Origin of the sequence: Pseudoalteromonas luteoviolacea (assembly GCF_001750165.1) — a bacterium.
Lineage (GTDB): Bacteria > Pseudomonadota > Gammaproteobacteria > Enterobacterales > Alteromonadaceae > Pseudoalteromonas > Pseudoalteromonas luteoviolacea_G.
The window spans coordinates 3,591,003-3,603,402 of sequence record NZ_CP015411.1; the positions used below are offsets into that span (position 1 = coordinate 3,591,003).

The 12,400-nt window shown below is 42.2% G+C and carries 10 protein-coding genes; 7 read left to right on the top strand and 3 right to left on the bottom strand.

Annotation, left to right across the window (positions count from 1 at the left end; genetic code table 11):
- Positions 1 to 40 precede the first annotated feature (40 nt).
- A complete protein-coding gene (locus S4054249_RS15180) occupies positions 41 to 550 on the top strand; it encodes a GNAT family N-acetyltransferase (protein WP_052961175.1) in 510 nt (169 codons plus the stop codon).
- A gap of 74 nt (positions 551 to 624) precedes the next feature.
- Positions 625 to 4,842 (top strand): DEAD/DEAH box helicase, encoded by a 4,218-nt coding sequence (locus S4054249_RS15185; RefSeq protein WP_052961176.1) that lies wholly within the window; start codon positions 625 to 627, stop codon positions 4,840 to 4,842.
- Positions 4,843 to 4,898: 56 nt separating this feature from the next.
- Here the strand turns inward: S4054249_RS15185 and S4054249_RS15190 are convergent, their stop codons facing one another.
- Entirely contained in the window at positions 4,899 to 6,080 is a 1,182-nt protein-coding gene (locus S4054249_RS15190) for a hypothetical protein (RefSeq protein WP_046358443.1), read from the bottom strand.
- A 539-nt stretch (positions 6,081 to 6,619) separates the two neighbouring features.
- Positions 6,620 to 7,801 (bottom strand): hypothetical protein, encoded by a 1,182-nt coding sequence (locus S4054249_RS15195; protein ID WP_046358444.1) that lies wholly within the window; start codon positions 7,799 to 7,801, stop codon positions 6,620 to 6,622.
- A gap of 243 nt (positions 7,802 to 8,044) precedes the next feature.
- On the opposite strand from S4054249_RS15195, the gene S4054249_RS15200 reads away from it, so the two are divergent.
- The 5 genes from S4054249_RS15200 (at position 8,045) to S4054249_RS15220 (ending at position 11,669) form a co-directional block, all read left to right on the top strand.
- Positions 8,045 to 8,755 carry an aspartate/glutamate racemase family protein gene (locus tag S4054249_RS15200; RefSeq protein WP_046358445.1) on the top strand — a complete coding sequence of 237 codons (711 nt, stop codon included), beginning with the start codon at positions 8,045 to 8,047 and terminating at the stop codon, positions 8,753 to 8,755.
- Positions 8,752 to 9,393 (top strand): GNAT family N-acetyltransferase, encoded by a 642-nt coding sequence (locus S4054249_RS15205; protein WP_046358446.1) that lies wholly within the window; start codon positions 8,752 to 8,754, stop codon positions 9,391 to 9,393. Before S4054249_RS15200 ends, S4054249_RS15205 begins: the two co-directional genes overlap by 4 nt.
- Positions 9,394 to 9,492: 99 nt before the next feature.
- The gene (locus S4054249_RS15210; RefSeq protein WP_235611256.1) at positions 9,493 to 9,828 is read left to right on the top strand and encodes a hypothetical protein; all 336 of its coding nucleotides are present in this window, start codon (positions 9,493 to 9,495) and stop codon (positions 9,826 to 9,828) included.
- Entirely contained in the window at positions 9,818 to 10,066 is a 249-nt protein-coding gene (locus S4054249_RS15215) for a hypothetical protein (protein ID WP_046358448.1), read from the top strand. The genes S4054249_RS15210 and S4054249_RS15215 overlap by 11 nt, the downstream gene beginning before the upstream one ends.
- Positions 10,067 to 10,070: 4 nt before the next feature.
- Positions 10,071 to 11,669 (top strand): PepSY-associated TM helix domain-containing protein, encoded by a 1,599-nt coding sequence (locus S4054249_RS15220; protein ID WP_046358449.1) that lies wholly within the window; start codon positions 10,071 to 10,073, stop codon positions 11,667 to 11,669.
- A gap of 70 nt (positions 11,670 to 11,739) precedes the next feature.
- On the opposite strand, the gene S4054249_RS15225 is transcribed toward S4054249_RS15220, so the two are convergent.
- Positions 11,740 to 12,279, bottom strand: a complete 540-nt coding sequence (locus S4054249_RS15225) for a hypothetical protein (RefSeq protein WP_046358450.1) — start codon at positions 12,277 to 12,279, stop codon at positions 11,740 to 11,742.
- Between the last annotated feature and the right edge of the window lie 121 nt (positions 12,280 to 12,400).

The window sequence follows — 12,400 nt, forward strand, 5'->3', positions numbered from 1 at the left end:
CTTGCGGCACTGATACTGCCGCTTTTGGAGCGCTAAACAGATGTCCTCTTTATTCAATACACAAAGACTCTGTGTATATCATTGCCAATCTTTATTATCGAAGCCAAACCATGCTCAGCAAATTACGCACATACTCACCCCTGCTGTCACTGCATTTTTACCTAAAGAGTGGCAATCACCGCCGCTAGATGAGCACGCAGTGCAATGGCTCAACGACAAACTAAAAGAAGCAGACATATTCATAGCGATGAGCAAAGAAACCGCACTCAAAAACCGCACTCTGCCAATTGGATTAACCTTAGTCCACCGCTCTGGTGACACAGCACACATAGGGTATTTAATCGCTGAACAGGCTTGGGGACAGGGCTTTGGCAGCGAACTTTTGTCTGGGCTAATGACGTATTTAACAGATACCGGTACCATCAAAACGGTGTATGCTGGAGTAGACCCACATAATAAAGGCTCTGTTCGTGCCCTTGAGAAATGCCAATTTCATCTCGATACGACAGCAAAAGACGGAAAAAATGCCTTTTATGTCTATCACTTTTAGTCCCTCATAAAGCTTGTGACATTGACGACCTTTTGGTACTTTCCCTGCGTCAGCCTGTACGCTTAGGAATACACTTGCACTCACTTAATCGCCCACTCACTCTCACAACAGATACCAATGTCCTCATAGAGCGACTCTATCAAGACTATTTGGCCCTTGATGAAGACTACCAAACATTGGTGCAAGTAATGGCAGTGGTTTTTAAGTCGGCGTCTACCATAAAAATAAAGCAAATATTAAAGCGTTTAACAGAGCAAAAAGTCATCGCACAAGGCAGGCCTGTTTCTGCACTTAGCTCAGAACTGACAACTCTTTTAGAAGCAAAACAGTTGGCTATTTTTGAGCACCTCAATGTGCGAATAAACCCACTTATCGCTAACCTTGTCACTCAGCATGCACAAAAGCTTGGGCGATTGTTACCAATATTAAAATGTGCAGAAGCGTTTATCCCGGTGCTAAATGCCTACGAGTGGGAGCGAGACCCAGAAGATGAGAATCGTCTCACTCGCGACTTTTTGTTACTTGGCCAGCTACCTAAAGCAAAAGCACGATTGGCTTTTCACAAAAACCCTCAAGTAATAAACACGCAAAATAACAGTGTACTGGTACAGCTTGTTTTTTTCCCATTTCAACTGAATACTTTTGCTGAGTTACCAGAAGACATGCAATACCAAGCATTTGCTACATTACTTGCGAACCAAAAACAGTTTGGTATCAATAACCATGTTGCGCTTGAGCTGCTTATTCAAGCGCAAAAGCACTGTCCAAATAATAAAAACTTGCGCTTTTTGCTCAGTGAAACCTTGTTACTCGATAACCACGTAGACCAAGCACAACAATTAATAAAGCCCAGCGATATAACCAGTTATGCGCTGCAGCTTAAGGCCAGCTTTTTACTGCTTAACAATCAAAGCGAGCATGCATGTCAGCAATTTAATAGTGCACTTCAAGCACAGCAAAAGTATTCTAAGAAAAAAGCACCTTATTTGGACGGTGCTTTTGGCTGGCTCCACCTCATTGCCCTTTTAGCGTCGGCGTCAAGTAATAATGATCATACTCAGCAAGCTATGTCCCTTGCCAGTAATCAGCTATCTGATAAAAAAGGGAGTAAAGCGAATTACTATATTGGCCAATTATTTGAATGCTTGAGTGAATCTTTATTGACTGCGGCCTCCTTTATTAGCCAGTTTGTAGAGCATGAACGGGACTTGCAAAATCATCCTTTGGATTATTATGCGTGTCAGCTCTTTTCACTGTTGGCGCTGCACTGGTGTAAGCAATCGCTCAATGAACAACACCTCGAAAGACTGCAAGCATGTCGCGCTTTTTTTAGTAACGCGACACTAGGCTTATTTACAGGTATGGCCGATCAGTTATACGTCTCTGTGACGAATGAACATAGAGAGAGCGGGCTGAGTCTTAACTTCGCAACACTGATTAAGCAGCAGTCTGAATGGGATCTCGCCCTAGATAGATTGCTCGCGCTTGCGCCAAAAGAAGCCATATCAGATGACGCTGACTCAACTGTCAATGAACGCTTGATTTGGCTACTGGATATAGTCAATGGTAAAGCTTCGTTTCAAGCAAAAGTACAAAAACGCCAACCTAATGGTTGGAGCAAAGGCAAAGCCATGCCGCTTGAGACGCTATATCAAAATCAACAAGATTTGAGCTATTTAACTGCATCAGATTTGGCCGTTATCGATGCCATGTCCATCGACAAACATTGGCAAGACACCACCTATCACCTCAATAGCGTTGCAGCGCTTCGTGCGGCAGCACTCGCACCCAATGTATTTACTGCCAACGATTTGAACGAGCCTCTGGACATCATCGAGTCTCCAGCACAACTCGCCATCACAGCATGTGGGGAGCAATTGTTGCTTAGCTTGACTGATTTACCCAATGATTTTGCGAAGTACTCAACGGTCTATGCCATAAAGCACATTACATCGCATCAATATGTATTCACTTACTTTGATAAGCAACACCTTAAAATTGCGCACATCATTGGTGAAAATGGCTTACTTATTCCAAAACAAGCCAAGCCAAAATTGATTGCCAGCATCGCAGCTATTGCGCCGCTACTGAATATCGCCTCTCAAGTGAGCGACATAGAGATCGGGTTAGAAACGGTTGAGCCGCAAGCTCACCTCATCATTAATGTTAGCCCTTATCAACAAGGACTGGAGTTTCACTGCCTGAGTATGCCTTTTGGTGATTTGGGACCCGCATTCCATCCAGGTATTGGCAATGCAAGTATCAGTGCTGAAATTGAAGGCAAGCGAATTGCCACGAAACGCAACTTAGCCCAAGAGCAAGAGCTGCTCGACAGCTTAGATGCCCATTGTCCTGCCTTTTTAGCCATGGCAGATAACCGCTTGTGCATTGCTGATTTACAGGATGCTCTATTTGCCCTTGAACAGTTAGAGCTGGGCTTGCAAAGCTCGCCGCCTTTGCAGGTTAAAATTCGATGGCCCAAAGGGAAAAAGGTCAATTTATCGAAACCTTTGGAATCACAACATTTACAATTGGCCATTTCTAAGAAAAACCAATGGTTTGACTTAAACGGCGAGCTAAAAATTAATGACCAACAAGTCATCGAACTTAAAGAGCTGCTAAAACTGGTTGAACAAAGCCATGGCCGGTTTATCGAGCTCAGTGGACAGCAGGTCGTGGCACTGTCTCACGCCTTACATGAAAAGTTAGTGCAACTTAATCAAAGCACAGAGCAAGGTCGCTTTCACCCGCTTGCCAGCCCCATCGTCTCTGAGGCTGTCACAGGTATGCGCATGAAAACCCTACCTGCTTGGGAAGAACAATCACAAAAAATGTATCAGGCCAATACGCTTAAAGTAACCCCGCCAGCCGATTTAAACGCAACCCTGCGGGATTATCAGCATACGGGTTTTGACTGGGCCATGCGCCTAGCGCATTGGGGAGCGGGTGCGTGTCTTGCCGATGACATGGGTCTGGGTAAAACACTGCAATCTCTAGCCGTGTTACTTGCAAGAGCAAAAGAAGGACCGAGCTTAATCATTGCACCCACCTCGGTATGCTTTAATTGGCAACAAGAAGCAACGAAATTTGCCCCCACACTCAGATTAAATTTATTGTCACACTATGGTGCCGGTGACGCCCGAACAGCATTGATTGCGCAACTCAAAGCACAAGATGTTGTGATCATCAGTTACGGATTATTGGTGCGCGACATTGAACTGCTCAAAAGTATTAATTGGTCTTGTATCGTGGCAGATGAAGCACAAGCCATCAAAAACCCGCTGTCACAGCGCGCCAAAGCAGCCTGTGCACTCAAAGGGCAGTTTAAAATGATCACCACAGGCACGCCTATTGAGAATAACTTGGTAGAATTATGGTCATTATTTCGTTTTGTTAACCCCGGGCTATTGGGTAATCTCAAGCGCTTCTCTGAACGATTCATACAACCCATTGAGAGCAAAGAAGACAAACCGATTGCAGCACGCTATGCACAGCAAAACTTAAAAACCTTGTTGCAACCATTCATTTTAAGACGCATGAAACATCAGGTACTAACAGAGCTGCCACCACGCACCGAAATCAATGTCCCGATCCAACTTAGTGATGAAGAGCAAACCCTTTACGAGGCACTGCGTCAAAACGCCATTGCCAATATCGCACAGGCCAATGAGCAACAAGATTCGGGCTCTCAACACCTTGCGATGCTTGCTGAGTTGACCAAGCTGCGCCAAGTCTGCTGCAACCCCAATTTAGTAGCCCCTGAATTAGGTTTAAGCAGTGCCAAATTAAACAAATTAGATGAGCTACAACAAGAGTTGAGAGAAAATGGCCACAAGGCTTTGATCTTCAGCCAGTTTGTCGGCCATTTACAGCTGCTAGCGCAACACTTGAAGACACGCGGCGTGAACTACCAATACCTAGATGGCGCAACGCCTGCGGCGCAGCGCCAAGCACGTGTTAATGCATTTCAACGCGGTGAAGGTGAGGTATTCTTAATTAGTCTCAAAGCAGGTGGTTCAGGGCTTAATCTCACGGCCGCGGATTATGTGATCCACATGGATCCTTGGTGGAATCCAGCGGTTGAAGCACAGGCATCAGATAGAGCACATCGTATTGGACAATCTCGACCTGTAACCATTTATCGCTTGATCGCACAGCAAACTATAGAGGAGAAGATCATTGCCATGCATGAGCAAAAGCGCGACTTAGCACAGCAACTATTGAGTGGCCAAGATACAACTTACACACTCTCAGTAAAAGAAGTGCTAGAGCTATTGAAAGATACCCTCTAAGACCCTTTCAGTCTGCGCTTTGATAGAGCAGGCTGTTGCCTGCTCTCATCTAAAACTTATGGAAAAGTTACAATTAACGGACCTAGCTTTAAAGTATCATGAATTGACAAATATACCCCTGCCATTGCAATAGCTCGGGTTTTTGTTTGCGCATGGTACTGCGCTTCCGTATACCCACTACCAAGTGCATCTTGAAGGCTACCCAAAGGATTTTTTTGCACGGCAAAGTTGTACAACAAATGCGTATTGTAATCACGGGCATACGTTTTAGTACTTAGAAACTCGCCATGCTCTATGGGGATATCCCATGCGATTGTCGATTGTACTTCACCTGTTTCCGCATCCACACTATGACTCAGCGTGATAAACTGTGACAAAAAGGCTTTACTATTGGGGTGCAATGCGCCTAGCTGAATTGGCTCCGAAACCGACCCATTCCATATGCCAAAATCTGTCGCCATCACCTTCATATCCAGTGTGATGTCCTCCTTATAAAGGATAGATGACACATACCCATCTAAGGTAAATTGGCCTTTAAAAGGCACCGCAATACCATATCTTAGCAAAGGGTCATCAGCGAATTTGGGGTGTCTATGTTGGGAATAGTCACAAAATTGATAATTGCTGTTGAGGCAATAAATTACCCCCTCCATAGGCGGCCCAGGCACTAAATTACTTGGGTGTGCGATATTTAATTGATAAGGTAAGGTCGTTTCAGAGCGATGATTAACAAGCTCTAGTAACGCTTGTTTATCATAAGCAATTACGCGGAAACGCTCTTCATACTCACCATTCGCATGGTGATAACTAAATAGCCATATTTCTACTTCACCCTCAGGGTTTAGCCTCGTGGGTACAGCTGAAAGATCAATATCGATTGCCCATGCGAGATTCTTTTCATCTTCAGAGCCCCAAATTTCGCCACACAGCAAGGGGTTGTCTCCTGAATACACCTCAACATAGGCATATGCAAGGTCGTCTTGACCCGCAAAGCGGGCCGTCAGGTTTTTCCCGCCCGCACTTTCAGTGACGTCAAATCCCAAAAATCTTACCCCTGCTTTTTCTGTAGGCTGAAATTGTTCTGCATTGACTGACATATTGTCATGCCGAAACTGATTTAGCTCAGGCTGTATCTGTGCACTGGGTCCGCACACATTTTTCACCGGAATCTCTCTTGATTGTCCAAATGCCGACAAGCAAAGAGCAAATAATAACAAAATACCCTGTATATATTTCATGTTCAGATCCTTGTAAGTATTACGATTAAATATATCTGCGCAGTTTTCAATCTGCGTTTATGTAGCCTATCTTCTTGATTAAAATAAAACCCCTACAATTCACATAAAACAAACATTTAATTTAATACTATTCTACGTAACAACCTTTAAGTTATTGGTGATATATAAAAATTTGCGTAGCGTGCTTGGGCGTAAATATACAGATAATCACCCGCCTCATAGACTTCATATACTAATAGGGACCTTACCCACCTCTTATAATTTGGAGGAGAGAATATTAATAAAAGAGGCAAAACAGGGGCACTATAAATGAGTGATGTAAGCGTTGAGAGAAAATAATCACAACGCCGTGATATTCAGTCAGTTTGTTGCCCATTGACAGCTACATGAACAAAAACCTGATTTAGCCCACCCACTACTGAGTGGCCAAAATACACCTTACACACTCTCGGAAAAAACAAAGCTAACACTTCTGAAGACATCTAAGATCTTTTGACGCACTTTGCGAGAAGCAGGCTTTTGCCTGCTTCATTGATAGGTTATGGATATGTCACCGTTAATGGAGTAAGTTTTAGAGCACCGTCTAATGAATCATATATCCCTGTCATCGCAATACTGCTCGTTTTGGTTTGTGTATGATACTGCGCTTCGGTAAACCCATTATTCAATGCATCTTGTAAGCTACCTAATGGATTTCTTTGTACTGCAAAGTTATACAAAAGGTATGTATTGTAATCACGTACAAACGTACCATTACTTAGAAATTCACCATGTGCTACTGGGATATCCCATGCAATTATCGATTGCGTTTTCCCGGTGACTGCGTCCACACTATGGCTTAGCGTCATAAACTGTGACAAAAAGGCTTTACTATTTGGGTGTAATGCACCTAACTGAAATGGCTCAGAAACACGGCTATGCCATAGGCCAATATCTGTTGCCATCACCTTCATACCCGGTGTAATGTCTTCCTTATAAAGGATAGATGAAACATGGCCATCTAAAGTCAATTGGCCTTTAAATGGCAGCGCAATACCAATTGTATTCCATCGAGCATCATCACCCCTTGGATGCTCATAAATAGAATAATCACAATTGTAAAAGCGGCTATTGAGACAATACACAATATCGTTTAGACCATGCTGTGTTTCCAAGTCACTTGGGTGTGCGATAGTTAATTTATAAGGCAGAGCAGTGTCAGAGTGATGATTAACCAGCTCTATTAATGCTTGCTTATCATACTTTATTTCACTGGTACGCGCTTCCTCTCCACCGTTAACATCATGAAAGCTCAGTAACCATATTAATATCTCGCCCTCTTGATTTAATATCGCCGGTACCTCAGAGAGCGGCATATTGATGGCCCATGCAAAATTGCTCTCACGTGCTGATCTATACACATCGCCACAGATTAAATCGTGATCACCTGAATATATGTCAGCATATGCATAGATAAGTCCATCACCGCCAGCAAACCGAGCCGTCAGATTTTTCTCACCTCCACTTTCGGTAATGTCAAAGCCCAAAAATCTGATACCCGTTTTTTCACTAGACTGCGGTTGTGCAGCATCGATTGACATACTTTCATGCCTAAATTGCTTTAACTCAGGCTGCATGACACCGTTTGGTCCACACAGATTATCTACCTGTATTACGCGTGATTGCCCAAATGCCGAAAAGCATAGAGAGAGGGCTAACAAAGCACCCTGTATATATTTCATGTTAAGCTCCTTGTAAATATTACGATCAAATATATCTGCGCAAATATCACTCAACTCGCGCTTATATAGCCTATCTCTTTAACTAAAACAAAACACCCAAAATTCACATAAAATACACATACAAGTTAACAACACTCTACTAAAAACTCTTTTATCTAATAATTAAGTGTAATATTTGTGTAATAGACTTGATTGGGAATGTATAGATAATCAGCAAAAATAATGTTTACATACGGCTAAATTGTGATCACTCATACTATAGGTATCATCGGAGGTGTTGGACCCAGCGCCAGTGCTCAGTTTTACTTGACCATACAGCAGCACGCTAACCATCTAACTCATAGGCCGCATATTTTACTAGACAGTCTACCCATACCTTTTTGTTTAGAAGAAAACATATTAACGAAAGGGGCTAGTTTAGAACCCTATAAACCACTCTTAATTGAGTCTGCAAAAAAACTCGCCAAAAGCGGTGCAGATTTTATTACTTTACCTTGCAACACACTATCTTTCTTTATTAATGAGATTCAGTCTCACGTACCAGTCCCTGTACTCAACATCATTGACCTTACTGTAAAATCACTTGTCCACAATGAAGTAAACAAAGTGGGGTTACTCGCAACCTCTCAAACCATACAACAGAGCTTATATTTAAACACGTTAAGTAAACATGGTATTTCACTTGAGCTGCCAACCTCATTTGAGCAAAAGCAAATAGATCAATTCATCCTCTCTCAAGTATCAAATGCACAGGCATTAAACTCTGATTACGCACCGCGTACCTTACTTTGTATTGCTAAACGTATGATTGAATGTGGTGCTGAGCAAGTTATTCTTGGCTGCACCGATCTGCCACCATTAACAAATAAGCCAACCGTAAACCCTATCTCCTTGCTCGCGCAAGAGAGTTTACGCTTAATTTCAGAACCACAAAAAACGGCTTTAACCTCATGACTAAAAAACAAAATCTCATCGAAAAAATGACCAGTAAAGCCGCTCATCTTGACTACAAAGCCTTTAGCCTTAAGTCTATTGGCGGCGTAGATGTATTAGCTGATTACCTTCATCAGGCCTACTGTGAAAAAGATTCGGTTGTGCAATTGGGGCATGTCTGTCCGCACTGTAAAGGCAACAAGTTCAATGTTAGCACTGGGACATATCGCGACAAAACACACTGCCCTATTTGCGATACGCCGCTAGTCTCTTTTTGGAGTAAACCCCGAACCCAACATTACTTTTCATCTAAGAAAAATAGCTTGGGCTATCTTGCATTTGACCAAGAAAAGCTCGTTGGCCTCATTTGGGGGTTTCCAAGAACACTACCAAACAATACCAAACCCGGCGTGTATACGGATATGATAATTATTAATAAGAAATTTCATAAAACTAAGCTCGGCATGGGCATAATATTTAAGTTAACTGAGCATTTTTTGAGTGGCGCAAAAGCGCAAGGTTACTGTCATATGATTGGCAGAACACAAATCACTAATGCACCGCTTATCAGCGCATTTAAACTTATAGGTAGCAAAGAGGTAGGCCCAGACCCCCTCGACCCCAAAACAAGAACACTGTGGTCTTTATCATTGGTTTAAGCCCTACCAATTGCCCGATTTAGCTCTGATTGTAAGATCTTCATATTTTTATTGTTGAAATTTGATTCACTTATTGAAACAATAAACAACAAAATAACAATGATTTTTATTTACATGAGCTTTCTCGCTATTATCCCTATATGGGCAGCCTCTCTACTGCTGTACCTATCTAGCCCAAAACAGCGCTTGATGGACAAGCCGCTGAATAAAGCCGTCGGCTACCTGATTGCTTTAGCATTATACGTTGTTGCAAACGCACTTTTTGCGCACGCCTTCCCACTTGTTTCGGCGCTTTTAGCGAGTTTAGTCGTACTCATGTTGGGGCTGGTATCTGTCACAATTTTATCAGGTAAATCCATACGTCTGTTTATGTCTGTATCGATCTTACTCGTTGTACTTTGTACAACAATTGGAGGGACGCTCTATGTGGCCTAAAACTATTCTAGGTTTCTTTGCTGGATTATTTATTTCAATTTCGTTGGCCCTCAATACCAACTTGATTTTACCCTTCGCTGAAGATACACGATTACTCATTGGGCTTATTTTAGGCTTTCCTATTTGGGCTGGGGTTATGGTTTGGGTTTATGCATTTGATACTACTATCAAAGCCGCCAAACACATGTTTTTAGTCCTACTCCCCTCTGCACTACTCAACGTTATTTTACTGGTATAACACGATGAAAAACCAAACTTTAAAGACACTCACCAATGCGCATGCTTGGATTGGTCTCATCATTTCATTTGTATTATTTATCGTATTTATTGCCGGTTCAATCAGCTTATTTCGTGCGAATATCGACACGTGGGAAAAGGTCTCTCTGATAGGTGAACACGCGCCGAATAGCAAACAAATATCTTATGATGCTGTGCTCGCTAAGCTCGATGCGCAATACCAAGTAGATACACACCATGGTTTCTATTTATATGAACCGTCGGAGCGAAACCCATTCGTTCAAGTATACTTTGCCGTTGAGCTTGCTGAGCCACACCCAGAAACCGGTGAAGATCACCAAGATATGTACTTATTGCTCGACCCTATTACAGGAGATGTGATTGCCGACGCCAATGACTTCCAATATGCCAATTTCGTATATCATTTACATTATGATTTAGGCCTTGGCCGCATTGGCTTATACTTTGTTGGTATCATTACTCTGTTCTTTTTTGTCGCCCTACTTAGTGGCGTGGTGATCCACTGGCGCAAATTGTTTAAAAACTTTTACCAATATCGCTTTGGCGCAAACAAAGATAAATGGCTTGATGCACATAATCTAATCGGTACCATGGGACTGCCCTTTCATATTATGTATGCCTTTACTGGTCTGGTATTCAATCTCGTTATTATTTATCAAATCTCGTACGCGCTTATTTTGTATCAAGGTAGTCAAGAGAAAGTACTACAAGCTGCTGGGTTTAACGAGCCACATATTGAAGAAGCTGATAAACGCATGCCGATGCAAGGAATTGATGCGCTTTACCCGAGAGCCATGGAAGAAATGGGTGATGTCACGCTCAGACTCATGATGATAGAACATTTTGGTGATGAAAATGCAGTCTTAATCTTTATGGCCAAAAGTAATGATGAATTTTCTAACGAAGTGGATGTACGTTATACCCTTAAAGATCAGCAGCAAATTTACATTACCAAAGACAACTATGACAATAACTTACGTGGTGGCCTTGCAACGATTGCTAGCTTGCATTTTGGCGACTTTGCTGGTTATGGAATGCGTATTGCTTTCTTCATTCTCGGGTTAGCGACAGCGTATGTGATTATTACTGGTAATCTCATGTGGATCAGCAAACGCGCCAAACAAAAGAAACAAAGCAAACGCAGCCTCACTTTCGTCACTCGCTTAACCTCGGGAGCATTTATCGGTTGCATGGCTGCTATCGCCTTGGGTGCTATCGCAGCAAAAGTGATCCCGCTTGACCTAGCAGGTCGCATGACCAGTATTCAAGCAATTGTGTATCTCAGCTTTTTTATCAGTATCGTTGCGTCGCTGTTCATCAAGCAACAACCTATGTTTTGTCACTACACCTTAAAATTATCAGGGTTGCTATACGCCATAGCAGCACTACTCAATATTCCAAATTACCTGCAATTTGGTGAGGTACTATCAAACACGATATTGGTAGATCTTGTGATCGTCGATGTGATGTTAATCTCAATTGCCAGCTTATGTTGGTATAGCGCGTTGAAGTTTGCCAATAAAGCTGAGCAAGTTCAAAAAGATATAAGCCAGCCAGACGCTGAACTAAGTACTGCATCTTAGTCACAAACTACGCTAAATAAAATGCCCAGCTAATCAGCTGGGCTTTTTATTTCATTGAGGTCACTTTAAATTATTCACATTTTTGATTTATGTTATCTGCGTTTAATTCGGCCAGTAATTTCCACGAACTTGTCGTCACCAACGCAAGTGTCCATATGACTAACCCCACCACTAGATATAATGCCTTATCAATACCTAGAAATAGCAACACAGCAACAATGCCAAACATCAAATAAGTTAACATAGACAGAAGGTAAATTTTACTCGCGCCAGAGACCTGTACGGTATATTCACTTTTATCTTTCAGTTCAATATGCAACCCCCTTGCTGTGATCACAAAGGCATAAAATGCAACCAAGAACAGCGGTATAGTGGTCCCTAACAACCCAGCTTTAGGAATGATAAATATCAGAGCAAATATCACGAGGAATAAAAAGGCTTTAAAGGTGTGCTGTGCCAATCGCTTTACCCGTACAAATTCAGGATGATTGAGCAACTCATGACGTAAAGATAAACTCACAAAGAGCAAACCTGCAAACGTTGCACTGACTTGTGATAAAACTGAGTAAAAGTCATGCCACGTCTCGATAATGGAGTTAAATTCTACCACGCTACTATCCTTAATGCTTCAAGTTATTAATTGCTTATTTGTATACAATCCTAAAACAAAAAAAGACTAATAAAAAGCCAGTAGTAAAAGTAATTCAATGGTTTATACACTTAGCAGGTGT